This is a genomic window from Pseudomonas sp. Pseusp21 (assembly GCF_059492145.1).
Genome location: NZ_CP168520.1, coordinates 3,389,954 through 3,409,138, shown reverse-complemented (window position 1 = coordinate 3,409,138; position 19,185 = coordinate 3,389,954). Strand labels below are relative to the sequence as shown.

Below are 19,185 nucleotides of genomic sequence, written 5' to 3'. Positions count from 1 at the left end.
CTGAGGGGCGATCCGGAGGTGGGCATCAATTCCGGGTCGCCCGAGCAGGTCAGCGCACTTGCACCACAACCTTGCCTACAGCCTTGCGCTGCCCGAGATCATTGATCGCCTGCGCGGCATTGCCCAGCGGATAGACCTGCGACACCAGCGGCTTCAGCTTGCCCTCGGCAAACCAGCCGAACAATTGCTGGAAATTCGCCGCGTTGTCCTGCGGCTGGCGCTGGGCGAAGGAGCCCCAGAACACGCCGAGTACCGCAGCGCCTTTGAGCAGGGCGAGGTTGACCGGCAGTTCGGGAATGCGGCCGCTGGCGAAACCGACCACCAGCAGGCGGCCGTTCCAGGCGATGGCGCGGACAGCCTGATCGAAAAGGTCGCCGCCGACCGGGTCGTAGATCACGTCGGCGCCCTGGCCGTCGGTCAGGCGCTTGATCTCGTCCTTGAGGCTGGTTTCGCTGTAGTTGATCAGTTCGTCTGCCCCGGCAGCCTTGGCCACCGCGAGTTTTTCCGCGCTGCTGGCGGCGGCGATCACCCGCGCGCCCATGGCTTTGCCGATTTCCACGGCGGCCAGGCCAACGCCGCCGGAGGCGCCGAGTACCAGCAGGGTTTCGCCTGGTTGCAGATTGCCGCGCTGCTTGAGGGCGTGCATCGACGTGCCGTAGGTCATGCTGAAGGCGGCGGCGGTGTTGAAATCCATCGATGGCGGGATCGGCAGCACGTTGTAGCCCGGCACTGCGACCTGCTCGGCGAAGCTGCCCCAGCCGGTCAGTGCCATGACCCGGTCACCGACTTTCAGGTGACTGACCTTTTCCCCCACCGCGCTGACCACGCCGGAGGCTTCGCCACCCGGCGAGAACGGGAAGGGCGGCTTGAACTGGTACTTGCCCTCGATGATCAGCGTGTCCGGGAAGTTGACCCCGGCGGCGTGCACGTCCAGCAGGATTTCGTTCTTCTTGGCGACAGGACTGGCGACGTCTTCCAGCACCAGCGATTCGGCAGGGCCGAAGGCTTTGCACAGCACGGCTTTCATCAGGGCTATTCCTTTGGGAGTGATGGCCGATAAGTGTAGGTGTGGCAGTCAACGGGTCAACGAGCATGCCCGGCCCTGATAGTCCGCCATAAGCTTGTGCTTGCGCGGCGGGTCGTTATGCTAGGCCGCAAACCGGATAAGGAGCGAATTGTGAAAGCGTGGATCATGTTGTTGCTGGCCCTGTCTCTGCCTGTGGCAGCGCTGGCCGAAGAAGCCAAAGAGGGCGAGGCGCCGAAGGTCAACTACATCACCCTGAGCCCGCCGTTCGTGGGCAACTACGGGCTGGATGGCACCCCGAAACTCAAGGTCTACAAGGCCGACGTGGCACTGCGGGTGACCGGTGAAGAGGCGACCAAACTGGTCAAGGCCAATGAACCGCTGATCCGCAATCAGCTGGTGGCGCTGTTCACTCAGCAGACCACCGATGCGATGGGCAGCATCGAGGGCAAGGAAAAACTGCGTCAGGAAGCCTTGAAACAGACCCAGCAAGTGATGAACGACGAGACCGGCAAGCCGGTGGTTGAAGACCTGTTGTTCAACAACCTGATCATTCAGTAACAACTTTGCTGTCCGGCCCGGCCCCTTCGCGAGCAAGTCGAATCGTCGCACCGCAGCTCCCATAGGTATTTCTGGTGGTCACAAATTATGTGTTCACTAAAAATCCCTGTGGGAGCTGGCTTGCCAGCGAAGGCATCTTGTCAGGCGAAGGATGATTCAGGGTTTGAGCGCCATCACCGCCGCCCACTGCTCGGCAGTCACCGGCATCACCGACAGCCGCGAACCTTTTTGCACCAGCGGCATCTCGGCCAGCGCGGTCTGCTGCTTCAGATAATCCAGCTTCAAGACCCGGTTGAATGTCTCTACGTGGGCGACATCGATCGCGCTCCAGGCGTTTTTCTCCGGCGTGGCTTTCGGATCGAAGTAATGGCTTTCCGGTTCCAGTGCGGTGGGATCCGGGTACGCGGCTTCGATTATTTTGCCGATTCCGGCAATGCCCGGCTCCGGGCAGCTGGAGTGGTAGAAAAAGAACTCGTCCCCCACCGCCATGGCGCGCAGGAAATTGCGCGCCTGATAGTTGCGAACCCCGTCCCAGCGCGCTTTGCCGAGCTTTTCCAGGCCCTTGATCGAGAGCTCGTCGGGCTCGGATTTCATCAGCCAGTAGGCCATGGTGTGTGCTCCTCAAGCGGTCATTGGGCAGGTTGTCCGGCAATTTTATGACAAACCGACGGTCGGTTGACGTCAGCATTTGCGCGACGGTTCACGTTGTCGCAAAATGCCGGCCTTTAAAGCTTGACGCTGCTGCACGGCCTACGAATGGAAACCGCTGCTGTCATCGTGATGATGTGCCTTGAGGGGGGCAATCGATGAAACGCAAACCGGATTTGCTGTGGACTTTGGTAATTTTGTTCGGTCTGGGCGTCGTGACCACCGGTTATGCGCAAAGTCTGTGGGCCAACAAGGCCGATGCACCGATTGAAGTGGCGCAACAAGTACAACAGTCGACAGCCTTCAAGCGCTGAAACTGCTTTTTCGACGCCGCTGATCCGCGCGGCGTCTATCCCGCGAAATACCACGCCTTGTCTGTCACCGTTCCCTGCAACGGCACATCCCAGCTCGCTTGCGCGAGACGTTCGACTTTCTGACATTCATGGGCCAGTCCCAATAGCGTCGGCTTGCGCCAGTTCTGGCGTCGGGCCAGATAGGCCAGGCTGCGATCGTAGAATCCGCCGCCCATGCCCAGGCGCCCGCCGACATCGTCGAATCCCACCAGTGGCAACAACACCAGATCCAGTGCCCAGACCTTGCGCTGACGGGCCAGATTGGCGCGCGGCTCAAGAATGCGGAAACGGTTGGGTTTGAGCTTTTCGCCGGGGCGGATCTGCTGAAAGACCATTTTGGTCCGTGGCCAGGCACTGAGCACCGGCAGGTAGGTTTTCTTGCCGCGACGCTGGGCAGCGCTGAGCAACAGGCGCGGGTCGATTTCACCGTCGGTGGGCAGGTACAGGGAAATGTGTTTCGCCCGGCGAAAGTGCGGGTTTTGTGCCAGTTGTTTATACAGGCCTTCGGCGGCCTGGCGTTGTTCGCTTCGCGTCAGCGAGCGGCGGGCCTTGCGCAACAGGCGGCGCAGTTGGGGGCGGGGCAGCAACGCGGGTTCGGTCATGGTTCGGCTTCGGCAGGGTGGGACGAAAACGTACGCATAAAAAATCCGATGCCGGCATGCACCGGCATCGGATTCGAATCAGGCTCCCCGGATGAGCCGCTGTCGACTTAGCCCTTGAACCCGAGAGTTCAAGGTGGAGGATGCAGTAGGCTTTAAGGCTTTCCGTCTGGCGGACATGCACACCAGCCCAACGTGCAACCCCCAGGGTAGTGCAAATCGGCTCAGGGACATCGTCAACTGGCAAGCACCCCAGGGAGTGCGGCGAGTATAACTCAAGCGGCCTGGCGAATCAGCCCTTGGTGACGTCCGGATCGGTCGCCAGCACCAGATCGACACGATCGAGCAAGTCACGCACCTGTTCACGGGTCGAACCGCTGGCCTGGATGTCCGGACGCTCTTCTTTGTGCAAGAGGTCGTGGGTGATGTTCAGCGCGGCCATCACGGCGATGCGGTCGGCGCCGATGACTTTGCCGCTGCTGCGGATCTCGCGCATCTTGCCGTCCAGGTAGCGGGCGGCGCTGATCAGATTGCTGCGCTCTTCCTGGGGGCAGATGATCGAATACTCTTTGTCGAGGATCTGCACGGTAACGCTATTGCTTGAACTCATGAGTCTTGCTCCAGGGCCTTGAGGCGCGAAATCATCGATTCGACCTTACGCCGGGCGATTTCGTTTTTTTCAATGAGGTGCGCGCGTTCCTCGCGCCAGGTCTTTTCCTGAGCAAGTAAGAGTGCATTTTGACTCTTTAGTTGCTCGACTCGGGTAATCAGCAGTTCGAGTCTGGCCATCAGCGCTTGCAGGTCGGTGTCTTCCATTGTGTCCACTGATTCGGTCTGATGGGTTTGGCTGGCGGACAGCCTTTAATGGTCTTGGCGAGTCTGTCGATGTAGGATACAAGGCCTTCATTCTAGACATAGCGCCGTCTGGCGCCTAGCTGCCCATGCCCATTCAGAATTCCCCGTACCAAGGCTTTGCCACCCTGCTGAACTCCAGCGGTCACTCCGTTTCGCCTGCCGAACTGCACGGCCTGTTGCTGGGCCGCAGTTGCGCTGGCGCCGGCTTCAATGCCGAAGAGTGGCTGATCGATGCCGCCGAGCTGCTCGAGAGTGAGCCGCAGGACAACGTCCGCAACGCGCTGATCGGTCTGCAGGAAATGGTCAAGAGCGAACTCACCGGCGATGACGTCACCGTGGTTCTGCTGTTGCCGAACGATGACACGCCTCTGGCCGAGCGTGCCGCCGCGCTGGGCGAATGGTGCCAGGGCTTCCTCACCGGGTTCGGCCTGAACTGCCGCGACAGCAGCATGCTGAGCACCGAGGCCACGGAAGTGTTGCAGGATCTTGCAGCGATCTCCCAGGTGCAAGACGCACTGGAAGAGTCCGAAGACGGCGAAAGCGACTATATGGAAGTCATGGAGTACCTGCGTGTCGCGCCGCTGCTGCTGTTCTCCGAAACCAAAAAGGCCGACGTGCCGCCAGCGGCCAAGCCGTCGCTGCACTGATCGCGTGCCAGGGAAAGCCATCTGCCCATGATCCATATCCCGAAAGCGGAATACGCCCGGCGCCGCAAGGCGCTGATGGCGCAGATGGAACCCAACAGTATCGCGATCCTGCCGGCCGCCGCGGTCGCCATCCGCAACCGCGACGTCGAGCACGTCTATCGCCAGGACAGCGACTTCCAGTACCTCAGCGGTTTCCCCGAGCCACAGGCGGTCATCGTCCTGATGCCCGGTCGCGAACACGGCGAGTACGTGCTGTTCTGCCGTGAACGCAACGCCGAACGCGAACTCTGGGACGGCCTGCGCGCCGGCCAGGAAGGCGCGATCCGCGATTTCGGCGCCGATGACGCTTTCCCCATCACCGATATCGACGACATCCTGCCGGGCCTGATCGAAGGCCGCGACCGGGTGTATTCGGCCATGGGCAGCAACCCGGAATTCGACCGCCACCTGATGGACTGGATCAACGTGATCCGCTCCAAGGCGCACCTCGGCGCCCAGCCGCCGAACGAATTCGTTGCTTTGGATCACCTGCTGCACGACATGCGCCTGTATAAATCGGCGGCAGAAGTGAAGGTGATGCGCGAGGCCGCGCGGATTTCCGCCCAGGCCCACATCCGGGCGATGCAGGCCAGCCGGGCCGGGCTGTATGAGTACAGCCTCGAAGCCGAACTGGATTACGAGTTCCGCAAGGGCGGGGCGAAGATGCCGGCCTACGGTTCGATCGTCGCTGCCGGGCGCAACAGCTGCATCCTGCATTACCAGCAGAATGACGCGCTGCTCAAGGACGGCGATCTGGTGCTGATCGACGCCGGTTGCGAGATCGACTGCTACGCCAGCGACATCACCCGCACCTGGCCGGTCAACGGTAAGTTTTCCGCCGAGCAGAAAGCGATCTACGAACTGGTGCTGGCTTCGCAGGAAGCGGCATTCGCCGAAATCGCTCCGAACAAGCACTGGAACCAGGCGCACGAAGCCACGGTTCGGGTCATCACCACCGGGCTGGTGAAGCTGGGGTTGTTGCAGGGCGAAGTCGACGAGTTGATCGCCTCCGAGGCCTACAAGGCGTTTTACATGCACCGCGCCGGTCACTGGCTCGGGATGGATGTGCATGACGTTGGCGAATACAAGGTCGGCGGCGAATGGCGGGTGCTGGAAGTCGGCATGGCGCTGACCGTGGAGCCGGGCATCTACATCGCCCCGGACAATCAGAACGTAGCGAAGAAATGGCGCGGCATTGGCGTGCGCATCGAGGATGACGTGGTAGTGACCAAGAGCGGTTGTGAAATCCTGACCGGCGGCGTGCCGAAAACCGTCGCCGAGATCGAAGCCCTGATGGCGCAAGCACGGACCTGCGCGGCATGAGTCGGGTCAATCTGGCAATCATCGGTGGTGGTCTGGTCGGCGCCAGTCTGGCGTTGGCCTTGCAGGCCGGGGCCAAGGCCCGTGGCTGGAAGATCGTGCTGATCGAACCGTTCGCCCCCGGTGACACCTGGCAGCCAAGCTACGACGCGCGCTCCTCGGCGCTGTCTTTCGGTTCGCGGCAGATTTATCAGCGGCTGGGCGTGTGGCAGGAAATCTCCCGCCGCGCCGAGCCGATCAAACAGATTCACGTGTCCGACCGTGGTCGGTTCTCCACTGCTCGCCTGTCGGCGATGGAAGAGGGCGTCCCGGCGCTCGGCTATGTCGTTGAAAACGCCTGGCTCGGCCAGTGCCTGTGGCAGCACCTCGACAAAGACGTGATCAGTTGGCGCTGCCCGGCGGAAGTTTCCCGCATGGAGCCGCTGCCCGACGGCTATCGGCTGACCCTCAACGATGAAACCACGGTCGAATGCGATCTGGCGGTGCTCGCCGATGGCGGCCGTTCCGGTCTGCGCGAGCAACTGGGCATCAACGTGCGCAAGCGCCCGTACAACCAGAGCGCGCTGATCGCCAACATCACCCCGAGCGAAGCGCACAACGGCATGGCGTTCGAGCGCTTCACCGACGAAGGCCCGATGGCGCTGCTGCCGCTGCCGGAAAACCGCTGCGCGCTGGTCTGGACCCGTCTGGGCATGGACGCGCAACGTCTGGCCGACCTGAGCGAGCGTGATTTCCTCAGCGAGCTGCAAGGTGTGTTCGGCTACCGTCTCGGCACTCTGAAACAGGTTGGCGCGCGGCATCTGTATCCGCTGTCGCTGGTGGAGGCGGAAGAGCAGGTGCGTTCGCATCTGGCCGTTCTCGGCAACGCCGCCCACAGCCTGCACCCAATTGCCGGGCAGGGTTTCAACCTGTCCCTGCGCGATGCCGATGCGTTGGCCGCCGCGCTGCTGGCCAGCGACAAACCGCTGGGGGATTTCGCCACGTTGCAGGCCTATCGCGAGCGTCAGCGCCTCGATCAGGACCTCACCGTCGGTTTCTCCGATCAGGTCACGCGCCTGTTCGGCAGTACCCAGCCGCTGGTATCGCTGGGGCGCAACATCGGTCTGCTCGGCCTTGATCTGCTGCCGCCGGCCAAACGCTGGTTCGCCCGTCAGGCCATGGGACTGGGGACGCGGCCGGATGCGTGAGTGGCTGATCAAACAGTTTGGCAAGGCGCGGCTGATGCGCTGGATCATGACGCTCTACCCGCCGTACTTCGGCGCCGGTGTCCGGGTGCAGCACATCAGCGATGACTTTCGTGACATCCGGGTCTCGATGGGCCTGGGCTGGTACAACCGCAATTACGTCGGCACCCAGTTTGGCGGCAGTCTGTATTCGATGGTCGACCCGTTCTTCATGTTGATGCTCATGGAAAACCTCGGCTCGCGGTACATCGTCTGGGACAAGGCTGCCGACATTGATTTCATATCGCCGGGCAAAGGCCCGGTGTTCGCCCGGTTCAACATCGACGACACCCTGCTCGACGAGATCCGTCGGCAGACCGCCAGTGGCGAGAAATACCTGCCGCAGTTGCAGGTCGACATTCATGACGGCGCCGGCAACCTGGTGGCGCGGGTCGGTAAAACCCTTTACGTGCGGCTCAAGCCGCCAGCGAGACAGGCTTAAAGCATGGAAATGCGCGCGGATGTGCTGATTGTCGGAGCCGGAATGGTCGGCAGTGCCCTGGCGCTGGCGTTGCAGGGCAGCGGGCTGGAAGTCCTGTTGCTCGACGGCAGCCCGCTGAGCGTCAAACCCTTCGACGGCGATGCGCCGTTCGAGCCGCGGGTGAGCGCGCTGTCGGCGGCCAGCCAGCGGATCCTCGATCGCCTCGGCGTATGGGACGGCATCGTCAACCGACGCAGCAGCCCGTACACCGACATGCACGTCTGGGACGGCAGCGGCACCGGCCAGATTCACTTCTCGGCCAGCAGCGTGCACGCCGAGGTGCTCGGCCACATTGTCGAAAACCGCGTGGTCCAGGATGCCTTGCTCGACCGTCTGCACGATTGCGACCTGGGCCTGCTGGCCAACGCGCGGCTGGAGCAGATGCGCCGTTCCGGTGACGACTGGCTGCTGACCCTGGCCGATGGCCGCACCTTGCGCGCGCCGCTGGTGATCGCGGCGGACGGCGCCAACTCCGCGGTGCGCCGTCTGACCGGCGTCGCCACCCGCGAATGGGATTACTTGCACCACGCCATCGTCACCAGCGTGCGCAGCAGCAAGCCGCACCGCATGACCGCGTGGCAGCGTTTCACCGATCACGGGCCGCTGGCGTTTCTGCCGCTGGAGCGTGACGGGCAGCAGGACTGGTGCTCGATCGTCTGGTCGACCACACCGAGCGAAGCCGAACGGCTGATGGCGCTGGATGAGGCGGATTTCTGCCGCGAGCTGGAGCGCGCGTTCGAAGGTTGCCTCGGCGAGGTCATCAGCGCCGACCCGCGCCTGTGTGTGCCGCTGCGTCAGCGTCACGCCAAGCGCTACGTGGCCGAAGGCCTGGCGCTGATCGGCGATGCCGCACACACCATTCACCCGTTGGCGGGGCAGGGCGTGAATCTCGGCTTCCTTGACGCCGCGGTGCTGGCCGAAGTCTTGTTGCAGGCCAACGAACGCGGCGAACGCCTGGCGGACGTGAAAGTCCTGAGCCGCTACGAACGCCGGCGCATGCCGCACAATCTGGCACTGATGGCGGCGATGGAAGGCTTCGAGCGGCTGTTCCAGGCCGATCCGCTGCCGCTGCGCTGGCTGCGCAACACCGGACTGAAAATCGTCGAGCAGATGCCTGAGGCCAAGGCGTTGTTCGTGCGCGAAGCATTGGGGCTGACCGGGGACTTGCCGGCCTTGGCCAAGGCCTGACAAATGTTGTGCAACATCTGGTAACTCCTTGGGAAAGTGTTCGATTGAGCTGGTAAATGTGAGTCCTTATCATTTGGGCCACTTTTCCCGACCGAGAGACCGCTCCCATGTTGGCATCCAAGCGTGTTCTGACCGCACTGGCCCTGACCCTGATCGGCAGCACTGCCGCCCAGGCCGCCGACGAGGTGGTGGTCTACTCCTCGCGTATCGATGAGCTGATCAAGCCGGTGTTCGATGCCTACACCGCCAAGACCGGGGTGAAGATCAAGTTCATCACCGACAAGGAAGCGCCGCTGATGCAGCGGATCAAGGCCGAAGGCGAGAACGCCACCGCCGACCTGCTGCTGACCGTCGATGCCGGCAACCTCTGGCAGGCCGAGCAGATGGGCATTCTCCAGCCGTTCACCTCGAAAACCATCGACACCAACATTCCCCTGCAATATCGCTCGTCCAGCCACGCCTGGACCGGCCTGAGCCTGCGCGCACGGACCATCGCCTACTCCACCGAACGGGTGAAACCGGGCGAACTGACCACCTACGAAGCACTGGCCGACAAGAACTGGGAAGGTCGCCTGTGCCTGCGCACGGCGAAGAAGGTCTACAACCAGTCGCTGACCGCCACCATGATCGAAGTCCACGGTGCCGAAAAGACCGAGAAGATCCTCAAGGGCTGGGTCAACAACCTGTCCACCGACGTGTTCTCCGACGACGTCGCGGTGCTGGAGGCGATCAACGCCGGCCAGTGCGACGTCGGCATCGTCAACACCTACTACTACGGTCGCCTGCACAAGCAGAAGCCGGAACTGCCGGTGAAACTGTTCTGGCCGAATCAGGCGGATCGTGGCGTGCACGTCAACCTGTCGGGCATCGGCCTGACCAAACATGCGCCGCACCCGGAAGCGGCCAAGGCTTTGGTCGAGTGGATGACCACGCCTGAGGCGCAGAAGATCTTTGCCGACGTGAACCAGGAGTTCCCGGCCAATCCAGCGGTGAAGCCTTCGGAAGAAGTGGCGGCGTGGGGACAGTTCGTGGCTGATACGCTGCCGGTTGAAGTGGCGGGCAAGCGTCAGGCTGAAGCGATCCGGATGATGGATCGGGCGGGTTGGAACTGAGTCATTCCTGACAGCACTGTTTGATCGTTCCCACGTCGAACCGTCTGCGTGGGAATGCAGCCCTCGGTGCTTGCTCTGCGTCGCATCATCGACAGCGTGACGCGGAGCGTCACAGAATGTGTGCCCACGCAGAGCGTGGGCACAATCATTTGAACGAGACTGTTTCCTTGGCCCACCCCGCCCAACGCCGCTGGTACCCCATCGTCTTCGCCATCGCCGCGTTGGTGCTGCTCCCCCTCAGCGTGCTCCTGCTCTCATGGCAAACCATCGATCACCAGATCTGGTCGCACCTCTGGGAAACCCAGATGCCACGCCTGCTGGGCAACACCCTGACACTGGTCTTCGGCGTAGGCATCGGCGTAACCCTGCTGGGCGTAAGCCTCGCCTGGCTCACCAGCCTTTGCGAATTCCCCGGCCGCCGCTGGCTCGACTGGGCGCTGATGCTGCCGTTCGCAATCCCGGCCTACGTGCTGGCGTTCGTGTTCGTCGGCCTGCTGGACTTCGCAGGCCCCGTGCAAACCCTGCTGCGCGAATGGTTCGGCAGCGGCCTGCGCCTGCCGCGAGTGCGCTCCACCGGTGGCGTGATTCTGGTGCTGGTGCTGGTGTTTTATCCCTACGTTTATCTATTGGCGCGTACTGCGTTCCTGGCTCAGGGCAAGGGCCTGATGGAAGCGGCGCGAGTGCTCGGTCAGTCACCGTGGCAAGCGTTCTGGCGCGTGGCATTGCCGATGGCGCGGCCGGCCATCGGTGCTGGTGTGGCGCTGGCGCTGATGGAAACGCTGGCGGATTTCGGCGCGGTGTCGGTGTTCAACTTCGACACCTTCACCACCGCGATCTACAAGACCTGGTACGGCTTTTTCAGTCTGCCCAGCGCTGCGCAACTGGCCAGCCTGTTGCTGCTGGTGGTGATGTTGGTGCTGTACGGTGAACGTCGCGCGCGCGGCGCCAATCGGGCGAGTAACGAGCGGCCACGGGTCAAGGCGCTGTATCACCTGCGCGGGCCCAAGGCCTGGGCGGCGACCGGCTGGTGCGGTCTGGTGTTCGCCTGTGCATTTGTCATTCCGGTGCTGCAACTGGTGGTCTGGTTCTGGCAGCGCGGGCGCTTCGACCTGGATGAGCGCTACGCCGGGCTGATTCTCCATACGCTGTATCTGGGCGGCATGGCCGCGTTGATCACAGTCAGCGTGGCGATGTTGTTGGCCTTCGCCCGGCGTCTGGCGCCGACCCGGACGATCAACTCCGCAGTCGGTCTGGCCAATCTCGGTTATGCCTTGCCGGGCTCGGTGCTGGCGGTGTCGATCATGCTCGCGTTCAGCTATCTGGACCGGGAGCTGGTGATTCCGCTGTCCGGCTGGCTTGGCGGGGCGGGCAAGCCGTTGCTGCTGGGCAGTCTGGCGGCGTTGCTGCTGGCGTATCTGGTGCGGTTCGTGGCCGTGGCCTATGGGCCGCTGGAAAGCAGTCTGGCGCGTATACGGCCTTCTTTGCCTGAAGCGGCACGTAGCCTGGGTGTCAGTGGGCCGCGACTGTTTTTCAAAGTGTATCTGCCGTTGCTGCTGCCCGGCACGCTCAGCGCCGCGCTGCTGGTGTTCGTCGACGTGCTCAAGGAAATGCCCGCCACCCTGCTGATGCGCCCGTTTGGCTGGGACACACTGGCGGTGCGGATCTTCGAAATGACCAGCGAAGGCGAATGGGCAAGGGCGTCGTTGCCGGCGCTGACCCTGGTATTGGTCGGTCTGTTGCCGGTCATCGGTTTGATCCGACGCTCGGCGCACAGAAACACTTAGTCGTCAGTCCTGAATCATGCGGCTACAATGCGCGGCATTCGGTGCGGTCCGTCTGACAGACCCTGTCGCTGAAATCGGCTGAAGGCCCTTTTTTACAGGGCTTTCCGAACCGTGCAGCAGCGCTCCGCACCTTCGCCACGCCCGGAAGGAGAAACCCATGGGACAGCGTACGCCTCTGTATGACCTGCATCTCGCCCTCGGCGCGAAGATGGTCGATTTTGGCGGTTGGGACATGCCCCTGCATTACGGCTCGCAGGTCGAGGAGCACCACGAGGTGCGTCGCGATTGCGGGGTGTTCGATGTTTCCCACATGACCGTGATCGATGTCACCGGCCCCCAGGCCAAGGCCTGGCTTCAGCATTTGCTGGCCAATGACGTCGAACGCCTGCACAGCCCCGGCCGTGCGTTGTACAGCACCATGCTCAACGAGCGCGGCGGCATCGTCGACGACATGATCGTTTACCGCCTCGAAGACGGTTATCGTCTGGTGGTCAACGCCTCCACTCGCGATCAGGATCTGGCCTGGATGCAGGCACAGTTGGGCAGCTTCGATGTGCAAATGCACGAACGCTCCGAGCTGGCGATGCTTGCCATTCAAGGCCCCCATGCCCGGCACAAGATTGCCGAACTGGTGACCCAGTCCCGCGCCAACCTGATCCAGATGCTCAAGCCTTTCGAGGGCCACGTCGACGGCGACTGGTTCATTGCGCGCACCGGCTACACCGGTGAGGACGGTTTGGAAATTGCCCTGCCGGCCGATCAGGCCCCCGGATTTTTTAACGATCTGGTGGGCGCCGGTATTTCCCCCATTGGCCTCGGCGCTCGCGACACGCTGCGGGTCGAAGCCGGCATGAACCTTTACGGTCAGGACATCCACCAGGACGTTTCGCCACTGGCCTCGAACATGGCCTGGAGCATCGCCTGGGAGCCGGCCACGCGTCGGTTCATCGGTCGCGATGCGCTGGAAGCGGAAAAAACCGCCGGCGTGCAGCACAAACTGGTCGGTCTGGTGCTTGAGGAACGCGGGGTTTTGCGGGCTCATCAGGTGGTTCGTATCGCTGATGTTGGCGAAGGGGAGATCACCAGTGGTAGTTTCTCTCCTACGCTTAGCAAGTCGATTGCCCTGGCGCGTGTACCGATGGCGACTGCCGACCGCGCCGAAGTGGAAATCCGTGGCAAGTGGTATCCGGTACGTGTGGTCAAACCGACCTTTGTCCGTCACGGCAAAACCTTGATCTAAACCTTTTCCGGCGGGCACGACCGCTGACAATTTCTTGAGGACACCGAGCATGAGCAACATCCCAGCTGAACTGCGTTTTGCCGAAAGTCATGAATGGGCGCGCCTGGAAGCCGACGGCACCGTCACCGTGGGCATCAGCGATCACGCCCAGGAAGCGTTGGGTGATGTGGTGTTCGTTGAACTGACCGAAGTGGGTAAGGTTTTCGCCGCCGAAGACCAGGCCGGTGTCGTTGAGTCGGTGAAAGCCGCTTCCGATATCTACGCTCCGATCAGCGGTGAAGTGATTGCCGTCAACGAAGAGCTGAGCGGCTCGCCGGAGCTGTTGAACTCTGATCCTTACGGTGCCTGGATCTTCAAGCTCAAGCCAAGCGACAAGGCCGAGCTGGACAAGCTGCTTGACGCTGCCGGCTACAAGGCTGCCATCGGCGAATAAGCTGCACGCCAGCCCCCAAAGCCCCGACCCGTCGGGGCTTTTTTCTGCCCGGGACTTTGGCTTTCGGGGTGGCTGCTATGCTGGTTTGACCGTGTTGCATTGACGCTGAGCCGCCAGCCAAGAGAGAGCCCGTCATGTCCCAGTTGCCATCCCTGAGCCAGTTACGCGATCCCCATGCCTTTCTGCGCCGCCACCTCGGCCCCGATGCCGCCGAGCAACAGGCGATGCTCGACAGCCTCGGCCTCGGCAGCCGGGTCGAACTGATCGAACAGACCGTGCCGCCGGGCATTCGCCTCAACCGCGAGCTGGACCTGCCGCCGGCGCTGGACGAGCAGGCAGCGCTGGCCAAACTGCGTGGTTATGCCGAACAGAATCAGGTGTGGACCAGCCTGATCGGCATGGGCTACCACGGCACCCTGACGCCGACCGTCATCCTGCGCAACGTGCTGGAAAATCCCGGCTGGTACACCGCCTACACGCCTTACCAGCCGGAAATCGCTCAGGGTCGGCTCGAAGCGTTGCTCAACTTTCAGCAATTGACCATTGACCTCACCGGCCTTGAACTGGCCAACGCTTCGCTGCTCGATGAAGCCACCGCCGCCGCGGAAGCCATGGCCCTGGCCAAGCGCGTGGCGAAGTCGAAAAGCAATCTGTTCTTCGTCGACGAAAACTGTCATCCACAAACCATTTCCGTGGTGCAGACCCGCGCCGAAGGCTTCGGCTTCGAGTTGATCGTCGACGCTGTGGATAACTTGAAGCAGCACCAGGTATTCGGCGCGCTGCTGCAATACCCCGACACCCACGGCGAGATCCGTGACCTGCGACCCTTGATCGATCACCTGCACGCGCAGCAGGCGCTGGCCTGCGTGGCGACCGACCTGTTGAGTCTGTTGCTGCTGACCCCGCCGGGCGAACTGGGTGCCGATGTGGTGTTCGGCTCATCCCAGCGCTTCGGGGTGCCGATGGGTTACGGCGGCCCGCACGCGGCGTTTTTCGCCAGTCGCGAGGAATACAAACGAGCGATTCCCGGGCGGATCATCGGCGTGTCGAAAGATGCCCGTGGCAACGTCGCGCTGCGCATGGCCCTGCAAACCCGCGAGCAGCATATTCGTCGGGAGAAGGCCAATTCGAACATCTGCACCGCCCAGGTCTTGCTGGCCAACATCGCCAGTTTCTATGCGGTCTATCACGGCCCGGAAGGACTGAAACGAATCGCCCAGCGCGTGCACCGATTGACCTGCATTCTCGCCGCCGGGCTTGAGCGCCATGGCATCCAGCGCCTCAACCAACACTTCTTCGACACCCTCACGCTGGACGTGGGCGGGGCGCAAACCGCGATCATCGAAAGCGCTCGGGCCGCGCAGATCAACCTGCGCATCCTCGGTCGTGGTCGACTGGGTCTGAGCCTTGACGAGACCTGTGATGAAAGCACCGTGGCCAGACTGTTCGATGTGCTGCTGGGCGCCGATCACGGGTTGAACGTCGCTGATCTCGACGCTGAAACGCTGACCTCCGGCATTCCCGACGCGCTGCAACGCAGCACGCCGTACCTGCGTCATCCGGTGTTCAACGCCCACCACAGCGAAACCGAGATGCTGCGCTACCTCAAGCAACTGGAGAACAAGGATCTGGCGCTTAACCAGTCGATGATTCCGCTGGGCTCCTGCACCATGAAACTCAACGCCACCAGCGAAATGATCCCGATCACCTGGCCGCAATTCGCCAACCTGCACCCGTTCGTGCCCCGGGAGCAGGCAGTCGGGTACACGCTGATGATCGAGGAACTGGAGCGCTTGCTGTGTGCGATCACCGGGTTCGATGCAATCTGCATGCAGCCCAACTCCGGCGCTCAGGGCGAGTACGCCGGGTTGCTGGCGATCCGCAAATACCACGAGAGCCGCCAGCAGGGCGGGCGCGACATCTGCCTGATTCCTTCTTCGGCCCACGGCACCAACCCGGCCTCGGCGCAGATGGCCGGGATGCGCGTGGTGATCGTCGAGTGCGATGAGGCGGGCAACGTTGATCTGGAGGATTTGAAAGCCAAGGCGTCCGAAGCCGGAGCCAAGCTGTCGTGCCTGATGGCGACCTATCCGTCGACCCACGGCGTGTACGAGGAAGGCATCAGCGAAATCTGCGAAGTTATCCACCAGCACGGCGGCCAGGTGTACATGGACGGCGCCAACCTCAATGCCCAGGTCGGGTTGGCGCGGCCGGCGGACATTGGCGCCGACGTGTCACACATGAACCTGCACAAGACCTTCTGCATACCCCACGGCGGAGGCGGGCCGGGCATGGGGCCGATTGGTGTGCGTGCGCATCTGGCGCCGTTCGTTGCCAACCATCCGGTGGTGCCGATCGACGGGCCGCAACCGCAGAACGGAGCGGTCAGTGCCGCGCCGTGGGGCAGTGCGAGCATTCTGCCGATCAGCTGGATGTACATCGCGATGATGGGGCCGCAACTGGCGGATGCCAGCGAGGTGGCGATCCTCGCGGCCAATTATCTGGCGCAGCATCTATCCGGTGCTTTCCCCGTTCTGTACACCGGCCGCAACGAGCGGGTCGCCCACGAATGCATTCTGGATCTGCGGCCACTCAAGGCTGCCACCGGCATCAGCGAGGAAGACGTCGCCAAGCGCCTGATGGATTACGGCTTCCACGCGCCGACCATGTCATTCCCGGTGCCAGGCACCTTGATGGTCGAGCCGACCGAGAGCGAGTCCAAGGCCGAACTGGATCGCTTCATCGGCGCGATGCTGAGCATCCGCGCAGAAATCACCGAGGTGCAGAACGGCAACTGGCCGGCCGAGGACAACCCGCTCAAACGGGCGCCGCATACCCTGGCCGATATCACCGGCGTGTGGGAGCGGCCGTACAGCATCGAGCAGGGCATCACGCCGGATGCACACACCAAGGCGCACAAGTATTGGCCGGCAGTGAACCGGGTCGATAACGTCTACGGCGACCGCAACCTGTTCTGCGCTTGCGTGCCGGTGGACGATTACCGCTGATCAGCGGGCAAAAAAATGCCGCTCATGTAGAGCGGCATTTTTTTTGAGCCTCTTATTCCGACGCCACGGCATTCTTCGCCAGGATCGCGTTCGCCAGTTCCATATCGGTGGCCTGCAGGCCCGGGTTGTCGGCGCGGACTTTCTGCATCGCCGCTTCCAGGTACGGGCCACGGATACCGCCGTCGCTGGCGACGAAGCTGCCCGCGTCGTCCTGGGCGGCAACGATCAGTTTGTGATCCTTGAAGGTCAGGTAGGTCGAGCCGGTGGTGGCACCGGACGAAATGACGTTACGCCAAAAGCTGTCGGCCATCGCTGAACCAACAGGGAGGGACAGCAAGGCGAGGGTGGCGACAGCAAGTTTGAGACGCATGTTGGGTGACTCCACTGGTGTTGAATAACCGCTTGGATCGCCGTTTCCCCGATCCGGTTCCGTGAGCGGCTATTTCTGCTCGCTCTGTGGTGTCACCCGCAATACTTCTTCAAGAGTTGTCAGCCCCGCCGCGACTTTCTGCGCGCCGGACAATCGCAGGCTGCGCATGCCTTCCTTGAACGCCTGCCGACGGATCGCGGTGAGATCGGTGTCGGGGCTGATCAAGGCCTTGAGGCTGTCGCTCAGTTGCATGATTTCGTAGACCCCGGCGCGCCCGTGATAACCGGTGTCGCGACACTCCAGGCAACCGATGGCCCGTTGCGCATTGCCCGGCAGCGGCGCCTGCCACGGCCGGGTCAGGGTTTGCCAGTCTTCTTCATCAAGAGTCAGCGGCGCCTTGCAGTGCGGGCACAGGGTTCGCACCAGTCGTTGCGCCATCACACCGAGCACGGTGGCCTTGATCAGGTAATGCGGCACGCCGAGTTCCAGCAGACGGCTGATGGCGCTCGGCGCGTCGTTGGTGTGCAGGGTCGAGAGCACCAAGTGCCCGGTCAGCGCCGCCTGGATCGCCATTTCGGCGGTTTCCAGGTCGCGGATCTCGCCGATCATGATGATGTCCGGGTCTTGTCGCATCAGCGCGCGCACACCGGCGGCGAAGGTCAGGTCGATGTTGTGCTGGACCTGCATCTGGTTGAAGGCCGGCTCGACCATCTCGATCGGGTCTTCGATGGTGCAGAGGTTGACCTCCGGGGTCGCCAGTTTTTTCAGCGTGGTGTACAGCGTGGTGGTCTTGCCGGAACCGGTCGGGCCGGTGACCAGGATGATGCCGTTGGGCTGGCGGGTCATGTCCTGCCAGCGGCGCAGGTCGTCGGCGGAAAAGCCAAGTTGATCGAAATCCTTGAGCAGCACCTCCGGGTCGAAGATTCGCATGACCATTTTTTCGCCGAACGCGGTGGGCAGGGTCGACAGCCGCAACTCGACTTCACCGCCGTCCGGAGTCTTGGTCTTGACCCGGCCGTCCTGGGGTTTGCGTTTCTCGGCGACGTTCATCCGGCCAAGGCTTTTCAGGCGGCTGACGATGGCCATCGTCACCTGCGGCGGAAATTGATAGACGTTGTGCAGCACGCCGTCGATGCGAAAACGCACCGTGCCTTGTTCGCGCCGGGGTTCGATGTGGATATCGCTGGCCCGTTGCTGGAAGGCGTACTGGAACAGCCAGTCGACGATGTTGACGATGTGCGCATCGTTGGCGTCCGGCTCCTGATCGCTGGCGCCGAGGTTGAGCAGTTGCTCGAAGTTGCCGAGGTTGCCGCCCTGCGCATCGGCATTGCTGGCGCCGCTGACCGATTTGGCGAGGCGGAAGAACTCGACGCTGAAACGCTGAATGTCCGCCGGGTTGGCCACCACTCGCTTGATCGGCAATTTGAGGACGTGAGTCAGATCCGCCTCCCAGCCGCTGACATAGGGCTGGGCGCTGGCCACGGTCACCGCGTCGCGGTCGACCGACACCGCGAGGATCTTGTGGCGCTGCGCAAAGGCATAGGACATCAGCGGCGTGATGGCGGCGACGTTGATCTTCAGCGGATCGATTCGCAGGTACGGCTGGCCGGCCTGCTGCGCCAGCCACAGGGTCAGGCTTTCCAGGTCGAGGTGTTTGCCCGGACGGCTGAGGTCGTCCAGTTGCTGGCTGGCGATGAATTCCAGCGGGTGCTTCTGGCCGTGGGCGGCATGCCGGCGCCGGGCATTCAGCGCCTGCTCGGCCGAGTCCTGGCTGATGAAACCCTGGGCGACCAGTTCACGCAGTACCTCATTGAGATCCAGCCAGCGGTCCTGAGTGGCGAGTTGAACGGACATGCGGGCTCCTTTTGAACGACAGTGCGCAAAGGATAGTCGTGGCCCCGCCGACCGTTGGGCCACTACCCGACGAAGACGTTTCGGTTCTTGTCAGCCGGCCGCCTGTGCTGGCGCATCCCACGCCGCTTCGGGGTTTTGCAGGTCCACCGAGCAGACGCTGATCAGGTTACGAAGTTTTTCCGCGATCACCTGGGCGCGGTGCCAGCTCAGGCCACCCATGACGATGTCGATCGACAGCAAGTCGTCCAGCCGCTGGACATTGAGCTGTTCCGGGGTGAGGCACTGCAAGGCGAACAGGTTCAGCACCCGCACCAGCAAATCCGGCTCGGCCTCGGCCAGGATCTGGTATTGCGCAAGGCAGTGGGCGTTGCTGGCGTTCCACACATCGGCACGGGGCGCAGGGGTGTTGACGGCTTCGAGGTGTGGCATGGCAGGTCTCCGAAATC

Annotated in this window: 20 protein-coding genes and 1 other RNA gene; 12 read left to right on the top strand and 9 right to left on the bottom strand. The window is 62.7% G+C overall.

Features of this window, described 5'->3' with window-relative positions; genetic code table 11:
* Nucleotides 1–49: 49 nt before the first annotated feature.
* Nucleotides 50–1,027: an NADPH:quinone oxidoreductase family protein gene (locus ACEN93_RS15570; protein WP_039765341.1), complete on the bottom strand. Its 978-nt coding sequence runs from the start codon at nucleotides 1,025–1,027 to the stop codon at nucleotides 50–52.
* A 150-nt stretch (nucleotides 1,028–1,177) separates the two neighbouring features.
* Here ACEN93_RS15570 and ACEN93_RS15565 point away from each other — a divergent pair, with 150 nt between their 5' ends.
* Nucleotides 1,178–1,585 carry a flagellar basal body-associated protein FliL gene (locus ACEN93_RS15565; RefSeq protein WP_007951814.1) on the top strand — a complete coding sequence of 136 codons (408 nt, stop codon included), beginning with the start codon at nucleotides 1,178–1,180 and terminating at the stop codon, nucleotides 1,583–1,585.
* A gap of 156 nt (nucleotides 1,586–1,741) precedes the next feature.
* Here ACEN93_RS15565 and ACEN93_RS15560 read toward each other — a convergent pair whose 3' ends face one another.
* Nucleotides 1,742–2,194 carry an EVE domain-containing protein gene (locus ACEN93_RS15560; RefSeq protein WP_039765343.1) on the bottom strand — a complete coding sequence of 151 codons (453 nt, stop codon included), beginning with the start codon at nucleotides 2,192–2,194 and terminating at the stop codon, nucleotides 1,742–1,744.
* A gap of 197 nt (nucleotides 2,195–2,391) precedes the next feature.
* On the opposite strand from ACEN93_RS15560, the gene ACEN93_RS15555 reads away from it, so the two are divergent.
* Entirely contained in the window at nucleotides 2,392–2,547 is a 156-nt protein-coding gene (locus ACEN93_RS15555) for a hypothetical protein (RefSeq protein ID WP_007911192.1), read from the top strand.
* Between the two features lie 35 nt (nucleotides 2,548–2,582).
* On the opposite strand, the gene ACEN93_RS15550 is transcribed toward ACEN93_RS15555, so the two are convergent.
* From ACEN93_RS15550 to ACEN93_RS15535, 4 genes are all read right to left on the bottom strand, one after another.
* Nucleotides 2,583–3,188 carry a 5-formyltetrahydrofolate cyclo-ligase gene (locus ACEN93_RS15550; RefSeq protein WP_039765344.1) on the bottom strand — a complete coding sequence of 202 codons (606 nt, stop codon included), beginning with the start codon at nucleotides 3,186–3,188 and terminating at the stop codon, nucleotides 2,583–2,585.
* Nucleotides 3,189–3,268: 80 nt separating this feature from the next.
* Nucleotides 3,269–3,447, bottom strand: a non-coding RNA gene (gene ssrS, locus ACEN93_RS15545) — 6S RNA.
* A gap of 30 nt (nucleotides 3,448–3,477) precedes the next feature.
* Nucleotides 3,478–3,795, bottom strand: a complete 318-nt coding sequence (locus ACEN93_RS15540; RefSeq protein ID WP_039765346.1) for a cell division protein ZapA — start codon at nucleotides 3,793–3,795, stop codon at nucleotides 3,478–3,480.
* Entirely contained in the window at nucleotides 3,792–4,001 is a 210-nt protein-coding gene (locus ACEN93_RS15535) for a TIGR02449 family protein (RefSeq protein WP_007940359.1), read from the bottom strand. The genes ACEN93_RS15540 and ACEN93_RS15535 overlap by 4 nt, the downstream gene beginning before the upstream one ends.
* Before the next feature lie 125 nt (nucleotides 4,002–4,126).
* Between ACEN93_RS15535 and ACEN93_RS15530 the strand changes: the two genes are divergently transcribed.
* The 10 genes from ACEN93_RS15530 (at nucleotide 4,127) to gcvP (ending at nucleotide 16,515) form a co-directional block, all read left to right on the top strand.
* Entirely contained in the window at nucleotides 4,127–4,687 is a 561-nt protein-coding gene (locus ACEN93_RS15530; protein ID WP_039765349.1) for a YecA/YgfB family protein, read from the top strand.
* 27 nt (nucleotides 4,688–4,714) lie between these two features.
* A complete protein-coding gene (pepP, locus tag ACEN93_RS15525; RefSeq protein WP_039765352.1) occupies nucleotides 4,715–6,049 on the top strand; it encodes a Xaa-Pro aminopeptidase in 1,335 nt (444 codons plus the stop codon).
* Nucleotides 6,046–7,233: a 2-octaprenyl-6-methoxyphenyl hydroxylase gene (gene ubiH / locus ACEN93_RS15520; RefSeq protein WP_011336470.1), complete on the top strand. Its 1,188-nt coding sequence runs from the start codon at nucleotides 6,046–6,048 to the stop codon at nucleotides 7,231–7,233. Before pepP ends, ubiH begins: the two co-directional genes overlap by 4 nt.
* The gene (locus ACEN93_RS15515) at nucleotides 7,226–7,711 is read left to right on the top strand and encodes a DUF4442 domain-containing protein (protein WP_495610236.1); all 486 of its coding nucleotides are present in this window, start codon (nucleotides 7,226–7,228) and stop codon (nucleotides 7,709–7,711) included. The genes ubiH and ACEN93_RS15515 overlap by 8 nt, the downstream gene beginning before the upstream one ends.
* Nucleotides 7,712–7,720: 9 nt before the next feature.
* A complete protein-coding gene (locus ACEN93_RS15510) occupies nucleotides 7,721–8,938 on the top strand; it encodes a 2-octaprenyl-3-methyl-6-methoxy-1,4-benzoquinol hydroxylase (protein WP_178082846.1) in 1,218 nt (405 codons plus the stop codon).
* Between the two features lie 107 nt (nucleotides 8,939–9,045).
* Nucleotides 9,046–10,050, top strand: a complete 1,005-nt coding sequence (locus tag ACEN93_RS15505) for an extracellular solute-binding protein (protein ID WP_007951802.1) — start codon at nucleotides 9,046–9,048, stop codon at nucleotides 10,048–10,050.
* Nucleotides 10,051–10,217: 167 nt separating this feature from the next.
* Entirely contained in the window at nucleotides 10,218–11,834 is a 1,617-nt protein-coding gene (locus ACEN93_RS15500) for an ABC transporter permease (RefSeq protein ID WP_039765360.1), read from the top strand.
* 157 nt (nucleotides 11,835–11,991) lie between these two features.
* Complete coding sequence (gene gcvT, locus ACEN93_RS15495) at nucleotides 11,992–13,074, top strand: glycine cleavage system aminomethyltransferase GcvT (protein ID WP_495610235.1); 1,083 nt, start codon at nucleotides 11,992–11,994, stop codon at nucleotides 13,072–13,074.
* A 49-nt stretch (nucleotides 13,075–13,123) separates the two neighbouring features.
* A complete protein-coding gene (gene gcvH / locus ACEN93_RS15490; protein ID WP_039765364.1) occupies nucleotides 13,124–13,507 on the top strand; it encodes a glycine cleavage system protein GcvH in 384 nt (127 codons plus the stop codon).
* A gap of 134 nt (nucleotides 13,508–13,641) precedes the next feature.
* Nucleotides 13,642–16,515, top strand: coding sequence for an aminomethyl-transferring glycine dehydrogenase (gcvP, locus tag ACEN93_RS15485; protein WP_495610234.1), 2,874 nt, complete (start codon nucleotides 13,642–13,644; stop codon nucleotides 16,513–16,515).
* A gap of 52 nt (nucleotides 16,516–16,567) precedes the next feature.
* Here gcvP and ACEN93_RS15480 read toward each other — a convergent pair whose 3' ends face one another.
* The 3 genes from ACEN93_RS15480 to ACEN93_RS15470 all read right to left on the bottom strand — a co-directional run bounded on the left by ACEN93_RS15480 (nucleotide 16,568) and on the right by ACEN93_RS15470 (nucleotide 19,168).
* Entirely contained in the window at nucleotides 16,568–16,885 is a 318-nt protein-coding gene (locus ACEN93_RS15480; protein ID WP_007951791.1) for a DUF2388 domain-containing protein, read from the bottom strand.
* 69 nt (nucleotides 16,886–16,954) lie between these two features.
* Nucleotides 16,955–18,739, bottom strand: coding sequence for a type IV pilus assembly ATPase TfpB (gene tfpB / locus ACEN93_RS15475; protein ID WP_039765369.1), 1,785 nt, complete (start codon nucleotides 18,737–18,739; stop codon nucleotides 16,955–16,957).
* Between the two features lie 90 nt (nucleotides 18,740–18,829).
* Complete coding sequence (locus ACEN93_RS15470) at nucleotides 18,830–19,168, bottom strand: ACT-like domain-containing protein (protein ID WP_085667365.1); 339 nt, start codon at nucleotides 19,166–19,168, stop codon at nucleotides 18,830–18,832.
* Between the last annotated feature and the right edge of the window lie 17 nt (nucleotides 19,169–19,185).